Origin of the sequence: Tautonia marina (genome assembly GCF_009177065.1) — a bacterium.
Lineage (GTDB): Bacteria > Planctomycetota > Planctomycetia > Isosphaerales > Isosphaeraceae > Tautonia > Tautonia marina.
Genome location: NZ_WEZF01000005.1, coordinates 173,855 through 192,601 on the forward strand (window position 1 = coordinate 173,855; position 18,747 = coordinate 192,601).

General features: G+C 63.0%; 17 protein-coding genes. 12 read left to right on the forward strand and 5 right to left on the reverse strand.

The window, feature by feature from the left end:
* Positions 1-25: 25 nt before the first annotated feature.
* Both GA615_RS08020 and GA615_RS08025 read right to left on the reverse strand, forming a co-directional pair.
* Positions 26-805: a dimethylarginine dimethylaminohydrolase family protein gene (locus GA615_RS08020; RefSeq protein WP_235905219.1), complete on the reverse strand. Its 780-nt coding sequence runs from the start codon at positions 803-805 to the stop codon at positions 26-28.
* A gap of 118 nt (positions 806-923) precedes the next feature.
* The gene (locus GA615_RS08025; protein ID WP_152050763.1) at positions 924-2,174 is read right to left on the reverse strand and encodes an ornithine cyclodeaminase; all 1,251 of its coding nucleotides are present in this window, start codon (positions 2,172-2,174) and stop codon (positions 924-926) included.
* Between the two features lie 289 nt (positions 2,175-2,463).
* Between GA615_RS08025 and GA615_RS08030 the strand changes: the two genes are divergently transcribed.
* Complete coding sequence (locus tag GA615_RS08030) at positions 2,464-2,649, forward strand: hypothetical protein (protein ID WP_152050764.1); 186 nt, start codon at positions 2,464-2,466, stop codon at positions 2,647-2,649.
* Between the two features lie 61 nt (positions 2,650-2,710).
* Here the strand turns inward: GA615_RS08030 and nadA are convergent, their stop codons facing one another.
* On the reverse strand, positions 2,711-3,649 hold the full coding sequence (gene nadA / locus GA615_RS08035) for a quinolinate synthase NadA (RefSeq protein WP_152050765.1): 939 nt from the start codon (positions 3,647-3,649) through the stop codon (positions 2,711-2,713).
* Positions 3,650-4,109: 460 nt separating this feature from the next.
* Here nadA and GA615_RS08040 point away from each other — a divergent pair, with 460 nt between their 5' ends.
* The 7 genes from GA615_RS08040 to GA615_RS08070 all read left to right on the forward strand — a co-directional run bounded on the left by GA615_RS08040 (position 4,110) and on the right by GA615_RS08070 (position 11,593).
* On the forward strand, positions 4,110-5,525 hold the full coding sequence (locus tag GA615_RS08040) for a trypsin-like peptidase domain-containing protein (protein ID WP_235905221.1): 1,416 nt from the start codon (positions 4,110-4,112) through the stop codon (positions 5,523-5,525).
* Positions 5,526-5,659: 134 nt separating this feature from the next.
* Positions 5,660-6,802, forward strand: coding sequence for a glycerate kinase (locus GA615_RS08045; protein WP_152050766.1), 1,143 nt, complete (start codon positions 5,660-5,662; stop codon positions 6,800-6,802).
* A gap of 12 nt (positions 6,803-6,814) precedes the next feature.
* Positions 6,815-7,765, forward strand: coding sequence for a thiamine-phosphate kinase (locus tag GA615_RS08050; protein ID WP_152050767.1), 951 nt, complete (start codon positions 6,815-6,817; stop codon positions 7,763-7,765).
* 7 nt (positions 7,766-7,772) lie between these two features.
* Complete coding sequence (gene tsaE / locus GA615_RS08055; RefSeq protein WP_152050768.1) at positions 7,773-8,279, forward strand: tRNA (adenosine(37)-N6)-threonylcarbamoyltransferase complex ATPase subunit type 1 TsaE; 507 nt, start codon at positions 7,773-7,775, stop codon at positions 8,277-8,279.
* A 171-nt stretch (positions 8,280-8,450) separates the two neighbouring features.
* Positions 8,451-8,912 (forward strand): PilZ domain-containing protein, encoded by a 462-nt coding sequence (locus GA615_RS08060; protein WP_152050769.1) that lies wholly within the window; start codon positions 8,451-8,453, stop codon positions 8,910-8,912.
* Positions 8,909-10,216, forward strand: a complete 1,308-nt coding sequence (locus GA615_RS08065; protein WP_152050770.1) for an AAA family ATPase — start codon at positions 8,909-8,911, stop codon at positions 10,214-10,216. Before GA615_RS08060 ends, GA615_RS08065 begins: the two co-directional genes overlap by 4 nt.
* A 78-nt stretch (positions 10,217-10,294) precedes the next feature.
* The gene (locus GA615_RS08070; protein ID WP_152050771.1) at positions 10,295-11,593 is read left to right on the forward strand and encodes a BaiN/RdsA family NAD(P)/FAD-dependent oxidoreductase; all 1,299 of its coding nucleotides are present in this window, start codon (positions 10,295-10,297) and stop codon (positions 11,591-11,593) included.
* Between the two features lie 18 nt (positions 11,594-11,611).
* Here GA615_RS08070 and hslU read toward each other — a convergent pair whose 3' ends face one another.
* Both hslU and hslV read right to left on the reverse strand, forming a co-directional pair.
* The gene (gene hslU / locus GA615_RS08075; protein ID WP_152050772.1) at positions 11,612-12,982 is read right to left on the reverse strand and encodes an ATP-dependent protease ATPase subunit HslU; all 1,371 of its coding nucleotides are present in this window, start codon (positions 12,980-12,982) and stop codon (positions 11,612-11,614) included.
* 55 nt (positions 12,983-13,037) lie between these two features.
* Entirely contained in the window at positions 13,038-13,577 is a 540-nt protein-coding gene (hslV, locus tag GA615_RS08080) for an ATP-dependent protease subunit HslV (protein WP_152050773.1), read from the reverse strand.
* Between the two features lie 217 nt (positions 13,578-13,794).
* Here hslV and treZ point away from each other — a divergent pair, with 217 nt between their 5' ends.
* The 4 genes from treZ to GA615_RS08100 all read left to right on the forward strand — a co-directional run bounded on the left by treZ (position 13,795) and on the right by GA615_RS08100 (position 18,742).
* Positions 13,795-15,699 carry a malto-oligosyltrehalose trehalohydrolase gene (gene treZ, locus GA615_RS08085; protein ID WP_152050774.1) on the forward strand — a complete coding sequence of 635 codons (1,905 nt, stop codon included), beginning with the start codon at positions 13,795-13,797 and terminating at the stop codon, positions 15,697-15,699.
* 149 nt (positions 15,700-15,848) lie between these two features.
* Complete coding sequence (locus GA615_RS08090; RefSeq protein WP_152050775.1) at positions 15,849-16,970, forward strand: Gfo/Idh/MocA family protein; 1,122 nt, start codon at positions 15,849-15,851, stop codon at positions 16,968-16,970.
* A gap of 99 nt (positions 16,971-17,069) precedes the next feature.
* On the forward strand, positions 17,070-18,479 hold the full coding sequence (locus tag GA615_RS08095; RefSeq protein WP_152050776.1) for an efflux RND transporter periplasmic adaptor subunit: 1,410 nt from the start codon (positions 17,070-17,072) through the stop codon (positions 18,477-18,479).
* On the forward strand, positions 18,476-18,742 hold the full coding sequence (locus GA615_RS08100; RefSeq protein WP_152050777.1) for a hypothetical protein: 267 nt from the start codon (positions 18,476-18,478) through the stop codon (positions 18,740-18,742). Before GA615_RS08095 ends, GA615_RS08100 begins: the two co-directional genes overlap by 4 nt.
* The last annotated feature ends 5 nt before the right edge of the window (positions 18,743-18,747 follow it).

Sequence of the window (18,747 nt, forward strand, 5' to 3'; positions counted from 1 at the left end):
GTGGACCCGCGCGAGGATCTGACTGTCAAACAGCCGCCGATCGGTCCGCGATCGATCGCCACAGGGCGGCATCCTCGCCGTCGAGCCGGAAGGTCAGGCACTTGGCGCTGCCTCCGGCCTTGATGAATTCGGTCAGTTTCAAGGGAATTGTATGGTAGCCGTGGCGTTCCAGAGCTTTCGCCAGCTTCGGAGCCCCTTCGTTCAAGATCACCGACCGGCCAACCACCACGGCGTTGCAACTGAACGAGAACGCCTCTTCGGCCGAAACCTCGATCAGGGTCCGGATTCGGTCCCCGAGGACCGATCGACCATACTCGTCAAACGCTCCAGGAAAAGCGATCGCCGCGTCGGGAGCGATCGGGCAGAAGCAGGTGTCGAGGTGGTAATACCTCGGATCGACCAGTTCCAGGGGCAAGACTTCCACGCCAATCCGGTCGCCGACCCACTGCAGCGTCCTCGCGTCTGACCGAAAGCGATACCCCGCGAACAATGTCTCACCGCAAAACAAGGCGTCGCCGGCCCCTTCGAAGTGGTGATCCCCCGGCGTGTGCTCGATCTGGAAGCCGTGATCGGCGAACCAACGGTCAAAGATCGGCGATTCTCCTTGCCGCTCTCCATAGCGGAATCGCGAGCTGAGGAACAGGTTCCGGTACACCAAGCCCGCGTTGGCGGTGAAGACGAGGTCCGGCAACCCCTCGACCGGGTCGAGCAGTTCCACCATCACCCCCAGATCGATCAACGCATCGTGGAGCGCCTGCCATTGACGCATAGACTCGCCCGGATCACTGCCGATACGGCGATTCATCCAGGGATTGATCTCGTAGTCGATCCTGAAATACGTTGGCGGACACATCAAGATTCGGCGCGTCGAGGACATGGCGAGCACTCCCGATTGATCACCGCAGAGGCACCCCTCAATCACCTCACGCCCCGGTCAATTCCAGAGCAAGCGAACGGAGAAAGGGCTCAACATCGGTCACCATGCCGATCGTCTGAAATGTTCCTCGATCCGCCAGTTTCGTCACCGTCGCCGGATTGATGTCGACACAAACCACCTGAACCGACGCCGGCAAGAGATTTCCCGTGGCGATTCCATGCAGGGCCGAGGCGATCAGGAGGGCAAAGCCAACCCCCTTGCACGCAGCCCGCATCGCTCGCTGCGCCTCCAGGGTGTCGGTCATCACATCGGGTAGCGGGCCATCGTCCCGAATCGACCCCGCCAGCACCACGTCGGCCCCGGCCTTGACACACTCGAACATGATCCCCGAAGTTAATCGGCCGGTCTCGACCGCCTGGCGAATTCCTCCGATTCTCCGAATCGTGTTGATCGCCCGCAGGTGGTTCTCGTGACCGTGCTCGATTGCCTCGCCTTGCTCCAGATCCACTCCCAGGCTCGTGTTGTAGAAGGCCTGCTCAATGTCGTGGGTCGCCAGGGCGTTCCCGGCAAACAGAGTTTGAATCCATCCCTCCCGAATCAACCGCGCGACATGCCCGGCCGACCCCGTATGCACGATCGCCGGCCCGCCGACCAGGAGCACCTTCTTCCCTGCCGCCCGAGTCGCTCGAATCGACTCGGCCACGCTTCGCAGGCTCACCGCCTTCGGCTTCTCGCTGGAAACGCTCGAACTCATGAAGGCGAAGGGACTGGACTCCCTCGGGCGCTCCATCGGCAGGACGCGAACACCATCGTGGCCTACCACGATCGGCATTCCCATCGAGACATCCGCCATCGGAATGCAGCGAGCCGACGAACCTTCCGCGTCAATCGTGATGCCGCAATCCATCTCCTGATCGGCCACGTCGATCCATCGCCCGCCGATCCGAACCTGGGTCGGCTGGTTCGTCGTGCTGTAGAACCCTTCGGGGAAGGCCCCGGTCACGTCGGCCGGTTCGATCCGAGCATCCTCGGGGTGCAACGGCCAGGCACCATGCTCGATCACGTCTCCGACAATCTCGTCCAGTCGATCGGCCGTCTCGGCCCTGACCGCGATGACCGCGCGGCTCGGATCGACGCGGCGGGTGCCGATCGTGCACTCGCGGATCTCGAACGTGCCGCCCATCTGAAGGATCCGGTCAAGGATCTTCGGCAACAGGAGCGAATCGACAATATGGCCCCGAACCTCGACTTCTTCGATCGGGCCGGTCTCTCCAGGGTTCACCTCGGTGGGATCCATGACCGTCAGACTCCTTCGGGTTCCTGGAAGACCGCTCGCTCTCGACACGGGCGCAGAGAAATGTTGAGGTCCTGGAATGCGGAATCAACGGGGCTCTTACCCAAGCTTACGAGCCGAATCGTCACCTTAACCGGAAGAACCGGCAGTGGATTGCCAAATTCTTGGTTCCAGGCTCCGAGAACCACTCATTTCAATGGAATCGTTGAAGCAGGTCGGACGCTTCAACCTTCCGATCAAGCCCTCTCGCAAAGAGTCGATCGTTCCATTGAACCGATGAGGAGTCGCGTCGATGAAGCTTACCGAATTCTACCAAGAGGTTGCCCGTCGGGCCGACACGCCGAAGGTCCAGATCAACGCCGCCGACGTCAGTCGAGTCCTCTCGGTCATGTTCGACATTCTGGAAGATCTCAAGCCGGCGGAGGCCTTCGACCTCATCTCCAAGGGGCTCGCCTCGGCCGAGAAGCGACGGCGTTGACGCATTCGAGACGCGGCCGGGTACGACGATCGCTCGGCCGCATCTCACACACGTCCGCGTCTTACTTCAGAAGACTGCGGCGAAGCACCTCACCTGCCTGTTCGAATTCCGGCTGCCAGTGAATCTCTGGCTGACCGTTCTTCAGGCAATCACGAAGCTTCTCCAGCGTGTTGCGTGCCATATGAGGGCACAGGTTGCACGCGCAGGTGATTCCAGGAGCGGGCAGGTAGGTGTGCCGCGGCACGGCATGTTGCAACTGCCAGAGCATGTTGGCCTCGGTGGCCACGATGAACTCCGTCGGATCAGGGAAACCCTCGACGAAGCGGATCATGGCCTCGGTTCCGCCGATATAATCGGCATGTTCCCGAATATTCACCGGGCATTCGGGGTGGGCGATCGTCTTCGCGTCGGGCTGGCGGCGTTTGATCTTCAGCAAATCGCCTACGCTGAAGACTTCGTGAACCATGCACGCCCCTTCCCAGAGAATCATCTTCCGACCCGTGACCTCCTCCAGATACGAGCCGAGATGCCGGTCGGGAGCGAACAGGATCTCAACATCCTCCGGAATCTTGCGGACGATCTCCTCGGCATTGCCCGAGGTCACGATCCAGTCCGACAGCGCCTTGACCGCAGCCGAACTGTTGATGTAAGTGACCGTCTGAAAATGCCTTCCGGCGGCCCGAAGTGCATCTTGCCGACGCTTCAGGAGCGGAGCCGGACAACTGTCGGCCAGACTACAGCCGGCTTGAAGGTCGGGCAGCAACACACGCTTCTCGGGGTTCAGCATCTTGGCCGTTTCGGCCATGAAGTGAACGCCGCAAAAGACAATCGTGCCCGTGTCGACTGTGGTTGCGGCTCGGGCGAGCTTCAGGCTATCGCCGGTGAAGTCGGCCAGTTCCTGAATCTCGCCGTCCTGGTAGTAGTGCGCCAGGATCGTCGCGTCCTTCTCGACCTTCAGGGCCTCGATTTCGTCATAAATATCGATCGATGTGGCAGGCAAGGTTGGATTTCCTTGTTTTTAACGTGGCGGAGGAAGAACCCACGAACCGGCCGGTCCTTTCGTTCCGGCGGACAGGTGTTCCAACTTCTACGACACCCAGGGGTGCTCGGTTCATTATGGGCGATCGATGAAAGTCGTGCGAGGTCTTTCCCTCCTCCCTTGACTCCACTCCCTCCTGAGAGAAGCCAACGAGGCGGACTTTGAGCGTCTGGATGGCTCGCGCTGGCTCGCCGATCGAACCGCACTTGGTCCCTACGGGAATGTTCTGAATCCCGAGAATCAACCCCAATCCAGGGTCGGTTGTTCGGGTCGTACGGGCCTTCGGGTTGACCACCGAAAACCGCATCACGGGAGGCGAAAGCCGGTCCTCACCAGAGACGATCTCTAGCAACAATCACGACCGATCGTGTGAGCGGATCGGCAGAATTTCCTTAAGAGACCCCCAGAGAGGACCACCAACGTGCTCTTGCCCTGGATGAAGCGGCGTTGGATGTTCTGGCTGTTGTTGACGACGGTCGGAGCGTTGGCCTGGGATGCGTCGACCGCCCTCGCGGGCTCGAACTCTCGACGCACGCCTCTGGTCGAAGCGATCGAACGGTCGCTCCCCGCAGTCGTCAACATTACCAGCGAGAAGCGAGCGGCCTCGAATAGCCGTTGGCCCTTTTCTCCCGAGGAAAACCGCCGACCTTTGGTCAGTGGCATGGGAACCGGGGTCATCCTGGATGAGCGCGGCTTTATCCTGACGAACCAGCACGTCGTGGATAAGGTTCAGGACATCCGCGTCTATCTGGCCGATGGCTCCTCCTATCCGGCGCAGGTCCTCCAGGAAGACCGGTCGATGGACCTGGCCTTGCTGAAAGTGGATGCCGGTCGATCCTTGCCGGCCATCACCATCGGGACCTCGTCCGATCTAATGATCGGGGAAACCGTGATCACGATCGGCAACGCCTTCGGATACGAAAACACGACGTCAACCGGCATCATCAGCGCACTCGGTCGAAACGTCACCCTGGCCGATGATCAGGTCTATCGCAATCTGATCCAGACCGACGCCGGGATCAATCCCGGCAACTCGGGCGGCCCGCTGATCAACATCGATGGTGAACTCATCGGGATCAACGTGGCAACCCGAGCCGGTGCCCAGGGAATCGGCTTCGCCCTTCCGATCGACGACGTGAAGCCCGTCGCGGCCGAAATGCTCAGTACCCGAAACCTGTCGGGATCGTGGCATGGGTTGATTACCGCCGAGCGAATCATCGACGGAGTTCGTCGTGTCGTGGTTTCGTCGATCGAAGGTGGAAGCCCAGCCGAGGCCGCCGGCCTGAAGCCCGGGGACCGTCTTGTTCAGGTCAACAGACTCGATGTCACCAATCCGATTGACCTGGAACGAGCCTTGCTCGATGCGGGCCAGAACACCCCGACGCCCCTCATCGTCGAGCGTGGCGGAAATCGGCAGGAACTCGCGTTGAAGCTTCGGCCGATCAACTCCTTGAATCGTCAGACAGTTGCCGCTCCCAGTGCCGAGGATCAACTCTGGCGATTGCTCGGTCTGAAGACGCAGCACGTTTCGGAAGAATACGTTGCGATCGCCTCGACAAAGCTCCGAGGAGGACTCTACGTCCGAGAGATTCTCCCCGGTGGCCTGGCCGACCGCGCCGCGATTCGACCGGGAGACATCCTCGTCGGCATGCATGTCGGCGACCGCCATCTTGAAACGATCCGGCCCGACAACATTCTGTACATCCTCCGACAGGCTGAGTCAGCTGGTTCTCAGGCTGTTCCGTACTACATTGTAAGACAAAGCATTCTCCACCAGGGAACGCTCAGCCTTTCCGAGATTTACCAGGCACAGGCCGAGGGCTCGACGCTCCGGTAACGGTTGGCAACGATTCCTCGATCCGAAGCGCCGGGAGGCGGGAGACCTGGGTCCTCCCGCCTCTCGGCGTTTTGCTTGGAGGAGCGTCGTCGATCGGCTATGGTGAAGCACCCGATCGACCCCCGAGACGTTTCATGCAAATCGTCGTTGCTCCCGACAAGTTCAAGGGCAGTCTCTCAGCCGTCGAGGCTTCCCGAGCGATGGCTCGCGGACTCCTTCGCGCCTGTCCTTCGGCCATTGTGGACGAAATTCCCATGGCCGACGGTGGTGAAGGGACGGTTGAAGCCCTCGTCACCGCCACGCAGGGCTCGTTTCGGATGATCGAGGTCAGCGGCCCGCTTGGGGAATCGTGTCAGGCGCGTTTCGGCCTCTCCGGAGACGGCCGCACGGCGTTCCTCGAAATGGCCGCCGCGTCTGGTCTTGTCCTCGTTCCCGACTCGCAGCGCGATCCGACCCTCACGACCACTCGCGGCACCGGAGATCTGATCCGAGCCGCCCTCGATCTCGGAGTCGATCGCATCGTCCTCGGGATCGGCGGCAGTGCCACGAATGACGGAGGCGCGGGAATGGCCCAGGCCATCGGTTTCCGTCTCCTCGACGCCGACGGACACGATCTCCCTCCCGGTGGCGGCCCGCTCGATCGGCTTGATCGGATTGATTCTTCGAAGCGCGATCGTCGACTCGATCAGGTCGAACTGGCGGTCGCCTGCGATGTGACCAACCCTCTCTGCGGCCCCAACGGGGCCTCGGCCGTCTACGGTCCACAGAAAGGGGCCAATGCGGTGATGGTCCAGCAACTCGACCACAACCTCGCTCGGCTTGCCGAGGTGATCGCCCGCGATCTCGGCCGCTCCGTGGACGATCTGCCCGGAGCCGGAGCTGCCGGAGGGCTCGGCGCGGGGCTTGTCGCCTTCGCCGGAGGGACTCTCCAACGCGGGGTTGATCTCATCGCTCGGACGGTCGGCCTCGCCGATCGCCTCAAAAGCGCGGATCTCTGCTTTACCGCCGAAGGCTCCCTCGACGCGCAAACCTCACATGGCAAAACCATCGCCGGCGTCGCCCGAACGGCGTCCGAGTACGGATGCCCGGTCCTCGCAATCGCCGGCGGCATCCAACCCGGAGCCGAGGTTTTGCTCGATCAAGGCGTCTCCGCCTACTTCAGCCTGTGCGACCGCCCGATGAGCCTCGACGATGCCATCGCCCATGCCTCCCCGCTCCTCGAACGAGCCACTGAACAAGCCGTTCGAGCGTTCCTGGCGGGGCGGGCCCGCCCCTGAGAGAGGCTGACCATGAGCGATGCACCGATCGGCGAATTTGAATTGATCCGACGCATTCAGCAACGGGCCACGTCCCATCCGAACGTGATTCTCGGAATTGGTGACGACGCTGCTCTCCTCCGTCCTCCCGGCAACGATGTTCCCATCGTCGTCACGACCGACATGCTTCTCGACGGCCGCCACTTCTTGCTGGCCGAGCACGGGGCAGAAGCCGTCGGTTACAAAAGCCTGGCCGTGAATCTCTCAGACATCGCCGCGATGGCAGCTCGACCGGTCGCGGCTTTCGTCTCGGTTGCTTTTCCTCGACATCAGGCCGCGTCAATCGCCGACGGATTGATGCGTGGGATGGCCCCACTGGCTGATCGATTCGGCGTTGCCCTCGCCGGGGGCGACACGAACGCCTGGGATGGACCGCTCGTGGTTTGCGTCACCGTCACCGGCGAGGCCGTTCCGCCCGGCCCGATCCTTCGTTCCGGGGCCAGGGTCGGCAATGCCGTTCTCGTCACCGGGCCCCTCGGCGGCAGCCTTCTCGGCCGTCATCTACACCCAGAGCCGCGAATCGTCGAAGCGCTCGCACTGATCGAGCGCACACCCTTGCATGCTTTAGTTGACCTCTCCGATGGCCTCGCTTCGGATCTGGGTCATATTCTTGAGCAAAGCGGCGGCCTCGGCGCGACGATCGACGCCGATGCCATCCCGATCCACCCCGACGCGCAAACCCTCGCCCATCGTTCCGGCCGTTCCCCCCTCGAACACGCCCTGGCCGACGGTGAGGATTTCGAGCTTTGTCTGGTGGTCGCTCCCGAGTCTGCGGATGACTTGCTGGCCTCGCCTCCTCCGGGCATGCGGCTGCACCGGGTCGGAACCATCGACTCCGAACCCGGCCTGAGACTTCGCCATCTCAACGCCCCGACCGAGTCGGTTTCGATCAAAGGCTTCGACCACCTTGTCTCTGATGAGTAACCACCCAATGCACATTCACCTCGGTGCAAGCGCCTTGATGGTCGAACTTGCCTCGGAAACCGAGACGGAGCAAGTCGGCCGCGCGATCGCCGGGGTCATCGAGCCAGGAACGGTGATCGGGCTTGTCGGCCCCCTCGGCGCGGGTAAAACTCGGCTCTGTCGAGCGATTGCCGAGGGTCTTGGAGTTGATCCGGGAGCCATCGCCAGCCCGACCTTCCTCTTGATCCACGAGTACGAAGGACGCCTCCCCGTTTTTCACGCCGACAGCTACCGGCTTGACGATCCGGAGGAATTCGACGCGCTGGGAATCGTCGATGAGTTCGAGGGGCCAGGCGTTTGTCTGATCGAATGGGCTGACCGAATCGCCGATCGGCTTCCTTCAACCGCCTGGTGGGTCGAACTCGAACCCTCCGGGGTCGCATCGCGACGGCTGGTGATCCGGTCTCGCCCCTCAATCCTTGAGCAAATCGCCGAGCGACTCGCCCCCGAGAATCCGTCCCGCCAGGATCGTTGACCAGGTTTCGTCCGCGACCTAGGCTTCTGCCGAGAACCCGAGGGCTCGGCCAGACAGGGGGATCGGTCCGCGCCCCGGGGGCCTCGGCCCGATTCCTCCTGGGCAAGGGGGACGCGGGTCGGATGTTCGATTGGTCCGGAACTCCCTCCCATCCCCGCCTTGGGACGTTTCATGTCGAAGCTGCGGCACTTCGCTGATTTTGTGGTCGATCACCAACACCTTGACTCCATGATCGACCGCAGACATCAGACCCGCTATGCCTCGAACGGAAGCGAGTGCTGGATTGGCTGGTGGCAAGACGGAACCTGGCGACTGACGACCGCGGGCCTCCGAGACATTAGCCAGGGTGGGGCCGGCCTCCGCCTCCATCGGACTCCTCCCCTGAGGTCAACCATCTGGTTCTGTCCGAAGGAACCGGGCCAGGAAGCCTGGGTCGAGGGAACCGTCGTCCGAATGTCCCGTCCCGGAATGATCCGGATTGTCCTGGGATGTCCCTCCGAGATCGGACTCCGCTTTCGAGAAGAATGTACCTGGGAAACCCTCCGAGCCGCGCTGTTCGGTCTCGGCAACACCGGCAAGAAGACGAGGGTCGTTCCTCCTCCCTTGCCACGATTGGGAGAAATCTCCTCATGAGTGCCGGACCCAGTACTCTCCCCTCCTTTGGCTCTGCCGAAGCCAAACTGTTTCGGCCGAAGGAGGTGACCGACTTCACCTCGGCCGGTCTGAACCCTGCGCTGGTCGAGTCGCTCGTCCTGAAGTTCTTGCTGGGTGTCGGGGTTTCGTCCGGGCGTCGCATTGCCGACGAGCTGGGATTGCCCTTCGGGCCGTTCCCCGATTTCCTCCGCGGCCTGAAGGCGAACCAGATCGTCACCTACACCGATACCGCCGCCGCCAACGATTACTACTTCTCCCTCACCGACGCCGGCCGCTCCCGCGCCCGAGGCTACATGGAAGAGTGTGCTTATGTTGGAACGGCGCCGGTTCCCTTTGCGGATTACCTCGAATCCGTCGCAGCCCAGACCATCGCCACCGAACATCCAAAAGAGGCCGACCTTCGTCGCGCCTTCTCCGACCTCTTGATCTCCGAATCGATGTTCCAGGTCCTCGGCCCCGCGATCAATTCGGGCAAGGGAATGTTCCTGTATGGTTATCCCGGCAACGGAAAAACGAGCATCGCCGAACGGATTACCCGATGTTTCGGCACGACTGTCTGGATTCCAAGAACGATCCTCGTGGAGGGCCAGATTCTCAAGCTCTTTGACCCAACCAACCATGAACCGATCGAAGCCCGACGCGGCGGGATTCTTCGAAAAGACGACCAGGACGACCGCTGGATCGAGATTCGACGCCCCACCATCGTCGCCGGTGGCGAACTGACGATGGACGCCCTCGAAATCTACTTCGACAAGGACAACAAAATCTGCGAGGCCCCCTTGCAGATGAAAGCCAATAACGGAACCTTCCTCATCGATGACTTCGGCCGACAGCGCATGGCTCCCATCGAGTTGCTCAACCGCTGGATCGTCCCCCTTGAAAAACGCTACGACTACCTTCGTCTTCCCAATGGAAAACAAATCCAGGTTCCGTTTGATCAGTTGATTTTGTTCTCAACCAACCTCGAACCCAAGGACCTCGTCGATGAAGCCTTCCTCCGCCGCATTCCCTATAAGATCAACGCCGCCGACCCAACCGAAGACATGTTCCGCAAGATGATCGAAATCTTCGCCCCCAAGCTCGGATTCGAGACGATCAACCAGGACGCCGTCGATTACCTGATCTCCCAGCACTACGCCCGCGTCAATCGTCCGTTCCGCTGCTGCCAGCCGCGCGACCTGCTGCTGCAAATTCGCAACTACTGCATTTACAACGATCTGCCTCTTGAACTCAAACCCGAATACTTCGACTTCGCCGCCGGAAACTATTTCACCGTGCTCTGATCACCCGTGGTGGCCTCGGCTCGGCTCTCGATTCGCTATAATGCTTGCGAATCCCTTCTCCGAGCCCGAGGCCCTCCCGTGACCGCTGTTGACTACGATGTTGCCGTCCTTGGCGCAGGTGCCGCTGGCCTCTTCGCCGCCGTTCGGGCCGCCGAACGAGGTCGCCGGGTCGTGGTGGTTGAGAAGAACCGCCGCCCAGGCGTCAAGATCCTCATGTCCGGGGGCACCCGTTGCAACATCACCAACGCCCGCGGTCTGAAGGATCGTTCGGTCGTTTCCGGTCCCATCGACCCCGCCTTCAACCCGAAAGAAGCCCGAGGCTCTCGGAGCATCATGGAGGCCTTCGGCCCGAACGGCCGATTTCTCGGACCGGCTTTGAAGGCTCTGAGCGTCGAGCAAACCGTCCGGCTGTTCGAAGCCGAGGGTGTCGCAACCAAGATCGAAGGCAACGGCAAGGTCTTCCCCGTCTCCGATAAGGCGGTCGATGTGCTCGATGCCCTGGCCCGACGCCTCGATCGCAGTGGCGCGGAACTTCGTACCCTTTGCCCGGTCAGCGCGGTCGAGGCTCTGGACGATGCCTTCCTGGTCCATCTGCCCGATGGCGCTCTCCGGGCGCGCCGAGTGATCCTCTCCGTGGGGGGCCAGTCCTATCCCGGTTGCGGCACGACGGGCGACGGCTACGCAATCGCCCGCTCATTCGGCCATACGATCGTTCCCCCGAAACCGGCCCTGGTGCCGCTGCGGATCGAGGCCGATTGGGTCCGCGAGTTGAAAGGAATCACCGTTCCTGATGCGGTCGCCCGCGTCCTCGTCCCTAGAGGCCCGAAGCTGGCCGACCGTCGCGAGGCGGTTCTCTTTGCCCACTTCGGCCTCACCGGCCCGGCCATCCTCGATGTCAGTGGCCCCGTCGCCCGCTTCGACGGACCAGCCCCCTTAATGCTCGAACTCGATTTCGTCCCTGACACCCGCCTTGAAGTCCTCGATGCCCAGCTTCAGGCGTCTGCTCGATCCGGTCGGCGCCTCGTCTCGAACCTGCTCCCGGAGGAGCTTCCCCGGCGTCTGACGACCGCCCTGATGCGTGCCTGCGCCGTGCCCGAGGACCGGGTCGGCCCCGAACTTTCCCGAGACGAACGCCGCCGCCTTCTTGCTGGCTTCAAATCCCTCCGGCTCCCGATCGCCGGGACCCTCGGCTTTGCCAAGGCCGAGGTCACCAGCGGAGGCGTTGCGCTCGACGAGGTCGATCCTGCCACGCTCGAAAGCCGACTCCAGCCGGGCTTCCATTTGATCGGAGAGGTCCTCGATCTCGACGGTCGGATCGGCGGCTACAACTTCCAGGCCGCCTGGAGTAGCGGCTGGCTTGCGGGAGATTCCGTTTGAGCCCGCTCGATCTTCGGCTCAGAGGATGTAACGGCTCAGGTCCTCATCCTCGGTCAGGGGAGCCAGTACCGACCGCACCCGGTTTGCGTCGATCACCTCGCGCTTGCCTTTGTGGTCAGGAGCGTCAAAGCTGATCTCCTCGACCACCCGTTCCAAAATCGTATGCAAGCGCCTTGCTCCGATATTCTGCGTCGATCGGTTCACGGCAAAGGCAATCTCAGCCATCGCGTCGATCGCATCCTCGGTGAAATCGAGTTTCAGGCCCTCGGTACCGAGCAACGCCTGATACTGCCGAACGAGCGACGCGCGCGGCTCTCGGAGAATGCGGCCGAAGTCCTCTTGCGTCAGGTCGTTCAGTTCCACCCGAATCGGGAACCGGCCTTGCAGCTCCGGCATCAGGTCCGACGGCTTCGAGCGATGAAACGCTCCGGCCGCGACAAACAGCACAAAATCGGTGCGGACCGGGCCGTACTTGGTTGTCACCGTTGTTCCCTCAACGATCGGCAGCAAGTCGCGTTGCACCCCCTGGCGAGAGACGTCCGGCCCTCGGCTCGACCCTTCATCCCCTGCGATCTTGTCGATCTCATCGAGGAAGATGATCCCCGACTCCTCGGCCAGGGCCACGGCCGCGCGGTTGATCTTCTCCGGGTCGAGCAAGGCTTCGGCCTCCTGCTCGATCAGAAGTGGTCGAGCGTCTCGAACCGCCATACGCCGCGTTTGGCTCGGCTTGGGCATGAGTTTCTCGAACATGCCCTGCAAGTCCATTTCCATCTGCTCAGTATTGCCCGCCCCCAGAATGGAGACCGGGGCCATCGCTCGACCGGGAATGACCAGCTCAACCTCGGCGTCTTCCATCTCTCCCGCGGCGAGGCGCGTTTTCATTTTTTCACGGGTTCGTTTTCGGCGTTCGGCGGCTTCATCCACCTCGCCGGTCGGAGTCGCGGCCCAGGTCGTCCGGGAAGGAGGGGTCACCTCGGGAAGCAGGAGGTCGAGCAACTTCGCCTCGGCTCGCTCACGAGCTTGCGCTTCAACCCGCTGCCGCTCCTCGGCCTTGACGAGGAGGATGCTCGCCTCGACCAGTTCCCGGACCATGCTCTCCACATCGCGACCGTAATAGCCGACCTCGGTGAACTTCGTCGCCTCCACCTTCACAAACGGAGCGCCGACCAGTTGCGCCAGCCGTCGGGCGATCTCCGTCTTGCCCACTCCGGTCGGGCCAATCAAGAGGATGTTCTTCGGGGTCACTTGCCTCCGGATTTCTTCGTCCAGTTGTCGGCGCCGCCAACGATTGCGGAGGGCAAGGGCCACTGCTCGCTTGGCGTCGTGCTGGCCGACGATATCGCGGTCCAGCTCACTCACGATCTGTCGAGGGGTCAGGTCGTCGCTCATCCGGGGAACTCCGAGGATCAGGAATCGTCGAGGTCGTGTCGCCAGTCTCATTGGCTCAGGGATTCGGAAGTTCTTCGACCGTAATGCTCTCGTTCGTGTAGATGTCGATTCCGGCGGCGATCTTGAGAGACTCTCGCACGATTTCCCCCGGGGAAAGCTCGGTATGAGCCACCAGCGCCCGAGCCGAGGCCAGGGCATACGCCCCTCCCGAACCGGCGCAAAGGATGCCGTCGGTCGGCTGGATCACGTCTCCCGACCCACTCAACAGCAAGCTATGCCGCTCGTCGGCCACGATCAGCAAGGCTTCGAGCCGCCGCAAGGCCCGATCGGTGCGCCAAAGCTTGGCCAGTTCGATGGCCGCTCTCGGCACGTTGTTCGGGTAGTCTTTCAGCTTTGCTTCGAACCGTTCGAGCAAGGCGAAGCCATCGGCCGCGCTGCCGGCAAACCCGACAAGCACCCGACCGTCGATCAATCGGCGGACCTTCGCGGCGTCGGCCTTCATGATCTGGTTGCCCAGGGTCACCTGGCCGTCCCCTCCCAGGGCGACGCGATCCCCTCGTCTCACGGTCAGAATGGTGGTCGCATGCCAGGTCATCGGGTCGGATCTCCTCCGGCATCGGATCGGGTCGATCGGCACGCAAGGTGCGAGGCCATGCTGGCATCGTATGCCCTCGACGGGCCGCCCGCCAAGGGCGGTCGCCCGTTCACCCAATGGACAGCGAGATCGATCCCGATTGCGAGATTGGGGAGCGGCACTGTAGGTTAATTCAAAATTCTGTTCGTCCTTCCAACCGAACATCAAAGGGAATTCGATGTCCGCCGAGCCTCGATCGAAGACTCCCGTCTCTCACTGGCGCCCCTCGATCGGGGCCTGGCCCGAAGCCGATGGGGTCCGCTTTCGCGTCTGGGCTCCCAGGGAAGCGTCCGTTTCCCTGGTCATCGAAGACGATCCCCCCCGTGTTGAGCCATTGGAGCGGTTCGCCGACGGCACGTTCGGCGCCTTGATCCCGGGAGTCTCGGTCGGAACCCGATACCGCTACACCATCAGCACGGGCACCTTCCCCGACCCCGCCTCCCGCTTTCAGCCCGAGGGAGTCCACGGCCCCTCCCAGGTCGTCGATCCGGACCAGTTCCGCTGGACCGACCGCGGCTGGACCGGCATCACCCTCGAGGATCTGATCGTCTACGAGCTTCACGTCGGCACCTTTTCTCCGGAAGGAACCTTCCGCGGCGTCCTCGAACGGTTGCCCTATCTCCGAGACCTCGGGATCACCGCCGTCGAGTTGATGCCGGTGGCCGATTTTCCCGGCAACCGCAACTGGGGGTACGACGGCGCGGCTCTTTACGCTCCCGCCCGGTGTTACGGCTCTCCTGACGACCTACGCCAGCTCGTCAACGAGGCCCACCGGCTCGGCCTCGCCGTCTTGCTCGATGTCGTTTACAACCACTTCGGCCCCGACGGCTGTTATCCCCCTGCGTTCAGCTCCTACGTCTTTTCCGAAACGCACACGAATCCGTGGGGCCAGAGCCTCAACTTCGACGGCCCACACAACACACTGGTTCGGCAGTTCTTCATCGAGAACGCCCTGCACTGGATTCACGAATACCGCTTCGATGGCCTTCGGCTCGACGCCACCCACGCGATCATCGACGACAGCGACCGGCCGTTCCTTGCCGACCTCGCCGCCCGCGTCCGCCAGTCGGTCGCCGACCGCGAGGTCGTCATCGTGGCCGAGGATCACCGCAACCTCGCCCCCATGATCCGCCCCGAAGGGCAGGGGGGCTGGGGCCTCGATGGCGTCTGGGCCGACGACTTCCATCACATCGTCCGCGTGGCCCTTTCCAGCGAGCGAGAAGGCTATTACCGCGACTTCCACGGTTCAATGACCGAACTGGCCACCTGCATCAACAAGGGATGGCTTTATACAGGACAGCACTCGATTAACCGTGATGAGCATCGCGGCACCGAGCCGACCGGCATTCCTCCCGCCCGGATGGTCGTCTGCATCCAGAACCACGATCAGATTGGCAACCGGGCGCTGGGTGACCGGCTTCATCACACCTGCGATCCCGCCTCCTATCGCGCCTCGGCCGCCTTGCTCCTGTGCGTCCCGGAAACGCCGATGCTCTTTCAGGGGCAAGAGTGGGCCGCCTCGGCTCCCTTCCAGTTCTTCACCGATCACAACGACGACCTCGGCCGAGCCGTGACCGAGGGCCGCCGCGAGGAGTTCCGCCACTTCGCGGCCTTCGCCGATCCGCAGGCCCGCGACCGCATTCCCGACCCCCAGGCCGAATCCACCTTCACCAACAGCAAGCTCGACTGGTCGGAGCAGGACCGAGAGCCCCACGCCTCGACCCTTCGATTGTTCCGGTCCCTGACGAACCTCCGACGCTCGGAACCCGCCCTGCGCAACACGCAAATGCAATCCGCCTTCGCGTTCCCCCTCTCGGATCAAACACTATTGCTCCGTCGCGACGCAACCGAAGGTCCTTCCCTCCTCGTCTGTTTCCATCTGGGAGGATCGGCTGAGGTTTCACTCGCCGGTCTCTCGGAACTGGACGGTCTGGCCCTCGATCGTTGCCAGCTGGTGCTGACAACCAATGACCGCCCCTTCCTTCCCAACGGTCAGGCCCCGGCCGTAACCCTCAACGATCAGGCCCCTTCGATCCACTTCGAAGGTCCCGCCACCGTGATTCTCCGCGCCTGGCCATCCTGATCCGCCTCACCCCGCAAAAAAACCAGGCCGAACCCGCCACCGAAGGCGTGCGAATCGGCCCCGATCCGGCGATGATGGGAGCGTTCGCGTTCCGATTGCGTGGGAACGCTTCGCTTCGATCTCCGTCTGGAATCACCCCCAAGACTGCCATGGCGATCCGATCCAACCAGCCTCCCGTCCGCATCGCACTCATCGGTGCGGGGGCCGTCAGCGATTATCACCACGTCCCCGGTATCCGCATCGACCCCCGCGCCGAGCTGGTCGCCGCCTGCGACAGCGACGCCAAACTGCTCGAACGTCGCAAGACCGATTGGGGGATCGACCGCGTTTCGACCAACTATGAAGAGATCGTCAACGACCCCGACGTGGACGCGGTCGTCATCGCCACTCCGAACTTCACCCACCGCCCCATCAGCGAAGCCGCCGCGAAGGCCGGCAAGCACGTCATGTGCGAAAAACCCCTCGGCTTGAATGCCGCCGAGGTCCGCTCCATGTACGAAGCGGCACGAGACGCTCAGGTCGTCCACATGACCGCCTTCACCTATCGCTTCGCCCCGTCGATGCGTTACCTGCGCCATCTGGTGAAGTCCGGAGCCCTCGGCGAGCCCCGCCACTTCCGCTCGCAGCGATTCCTCGACTTGCCAGAAACGAGCTGGGGATGGCGCCAGTACACCGATAAGGCCGGGGCCGGCGACCTGTTCGATATGACCATCCACCGAATCGACTTCGCCATGGATCTGCTCGGCCCGATCGCCCGCATCTGCGGAGCCGTCGCCCGCTTCGCCCCCCGCGACCGGACCGCCGACGGTGCCTCGTGCCCTCCGTCTCAGGTCGATGACTGGTCGAGCATCATCGGCGAATTCGAATCCGGCGCCACCGGCGTCTGGGAAGGCACGACCCTCGCCAAGGGCTACCACCGCGACGGCTTCGGCCACGAATGGGCCGAGATCAACGGCTCCGAAGGCTCGGCCGTCTACCGCCTGCACGAACCGAATACGATCCTCATCGGCCGGACCGGGCACGACCTCGCCCCCGAGCCCGTCCCCCCGCACTACCTCAAACCCGCCTCCAGCCCCCGAGACCCCAACGAGGGCGCCCCCGCCACCATCTTCCGCTACGACCTGATCTGGGAATTCGTCTCCGCCATCGTCGAGGGCCGCGACGCCGTCCCCTCGTTCCTCGACGGCCTCAACGCTCAGCTCATTGCTGACGCTACCCTCCGCTCCCACGCCGAACGGACCTGGATCGACACCCCCCTCGCCACCCCCTGACCCACCCTTGATCCGCCGCTCCCTCTTGACAACTGTCAGACACCTGCGATAATCGTCCTTGTTTGACAGTTGTCCGAGGCGGGGAAGGGGGGTATCCGGATGCGGGCTCAACTGCAGCGCTGGTGGGCCGCCTGGCTCGTGCTGGCGATCGTCCCGGTCGGCCTGGCGTTTTCCTCCCATCGAGCCGTTCCCGAAAGCGCCGGGTCGAGTTGGATCGGCGAGGGCAGTGGGCGCGTTCGCGTCGAGCGGGTCGGGCCAACCCTGATTCACGCGGGAGTTGTCCGGGCGACGACGCAAACGACCATGATTCCGGAGGTCGAGCTGATCTCCGGCGTCCCTCCCACCCTCGGAACGCTCGGAATCGCGCTGCCGACCCGAATCATCGACCTCGTTCCCGAAGGTTCAACCGTCCGGAAAGGAGACCCAATCTGTCGGTTCGATCCAAGCGTGTATCAGGAACACGCCCGGCTTCAGCGGATCGAGGTCGATCGCTCCCGGTCCTCCCTGGCCGTGGCCGAGCGTGACCTCGCGGTCGCCCAGGCAGAGCTGGTTGCCTTTCGAGAGGGGGACCGGGTCCAGCGCGAGCGCCAGCTCGAAACCGAGCTGGCTATGGCTCGGGTCGATCTATCTCGGGCGGAGGACTCCCTGAACTGGTCCCATCGCATGGGGACGCTCGGCTACCTCGCCTCCGCCGATCTCGCCGAGCAGCGACTCGCTCGCCTCCGCGCCGAGATCGCTCGGGACAACGCCGAGGTCGCGCTTCAGACTTTCCTCCGAACGACGGTCGAGAAGCAGCTCCGCGACCTCGAAGCCCGAGTCGAGCATGCCCAGACCTACCGAGCCTACGCTGCGGAAGCACTCCGCGCCGCCGAGGCTCGCCAGGAGCACCTCGATCAACAGGTTTCCCACTGCACCATGACCGCCCCTCACGACGGCACGGTCCTCTACGCCGATATCGCCTGGCGAGAGCTTTATCAGGTCCGCGAAGGGGCAGAGGCCTACCCCCATCTCCCCCTGTTTGTCCTCCCCGACCTCTCCCAACTGGAGGTCGAGATCCAGGTCCACGAGCGGTATTCCTCCCAGATCGTCCAGGGGCATCAGGCGACCGTCTCCTTCGAGGCTTTGCCTTCCCGTTCGTACCGGGCTCGGGTGACCACCATCGACCTCCTGCCGACTCCCGACTGGTACCACTTCGGTGAGTGGCAGCAGTTCCGGGTGCGACTCACCCTTGACGAGGCCCCCGCCGGTCTCCTGCCCGAGATGACAGCCCAGGTCGCATTAGAGATCGGACCGTCCCGATCGACACTGACCATCCCCTCCGACGCGGTCGCATGGAACGATCGTGGTCCGTACTGCGTCGTCGAGACCCCCTCGGGACAGGTCCCTCGCGCGGTTCGCGTCGATCGAGGAACGGTCGATCGCCTCGTGGTCCTTGAGGGCCTGGAGGCGGAAGAAACCGTCCTCCTTCGTCCCAGAGCCCGCGATCGATCGGAAGGATTGAGCCAATGACCACCCGATCCCTGATGCAAGGGATCGCGGGCCTTGCGATCGGGTTCTGGCTCTTGATCGCTTTGTTCCGTACGGTCCCAGTGAGCCGCCACCTCCGCCCCGACTCTGCCATCCCCGGCGCATTTGTCCGTGATTGGTCTTACTGCGATCGCCGGCCGTTCGTCTCGAAGTTCCTCCGAATCGTCAGTGGGCGTGCCTGGCCAGGCGAGTTCACCTGTCCAGATCATCCAGACGACCCGTACGTCATCGACCCCGACCTCTGATCGTC

Bases quoted from the DNA above. Each gene is read 5' to 3' on its own strand.
- hslV (WP_152050773.1), bottom strand. From the start codon at position 13,577: ATGACCTGGCATGCGACCACCATTCTGACCGTGAGACGAGGGGATCGC.
- GA615_RS08060 (WP_152050769.1), top strand. From the start codon at position 8,451: ATGTCGAAGCTGCGGCACTTCGCTGATTTTGTGGTCGATCACCAACAC.
- GA615_RS08025 (WP_152050763.1), bottom strand. From the start codon at position 2,174: ATGGATCCCACCGAGGTGAACCCTGGAGAGACCGGCCCGATCGAAGAA.
- GA615_RS08045 (WP_152050766.1), top strand. From the start codon at position 5,660: ATGCAAATCGTCGTTGCTCCCGACAAGTTCAAGGGCAGTCTCTCAGCC.
- treZ (WP_152050774.1), top strand. From the start codon at position 13,795: ATGTCCGCCGAGCCTCGATCGAAGACTCCCGTCTCTCACTGGCGCCCC.
- GA615_RS08020 (WP_235905219.1), bottom strand. From the start codon at position 805: ATGAATCGCCGTATCGGCAGTGATCCGGGCGAGTCTATGCGTCAATGG.
- GA615_RS08050 (WP_152050767.1), top strand. From the start codon at position 6,815: ATGAGCGATGCACCGATCGGCGAATTTGAATTGATCCGACGCATTCAG.
- GA615_RS08100 (WP_152050777.1), top strand. From the start codon at position 18,476: ATGACCACCCGATCCCTGATGCAAGGGATCGCGGGCCTTGCGATCGGG.
- GA615_RS08065 (WP_152050770.1), top strand. From the start codon at position 8,909: ATGAGTGCCGGACCCAGTACTCTCCCCTCCTTTGGCTCTGCCGAAGCC.
- GA615_RS08095 (WP_152050776.1), top strand. From the start codon at position 17,070: ATGCGGGCTCAACTGCAGCGCTGGTGGGCCGCCTGGCTCGTGCTGGCG.
- hslU (WP_152050772.1), bottom strand. From the start codon at position 12,982: ATGAGCGACGACCTGACCCCTCGACAGATCGTGAGTGAGCTGGACCGC.
- GA615_RS08030 (WP_152050764.1), top strand. From the start codon at position 2,464: ATGAAGCTTACCGAATTCTACCAAGAGGTTGCCCGTCGGGCCGACACG.
- GA615_RS08090 (WP_152050775.1), top strand. From the start codon at position 15,849: ATGGCGATCCGATCCAACCAGCCTCCCGTCCGCATCGCACTCATCGGT.
- tsaE (WP_152050768.1), top strand. From the start codon at position 7,773: ATGCACATTCACCTCGGTGCAAGCGCCTTGATGGTCGAACTTGCCTCG.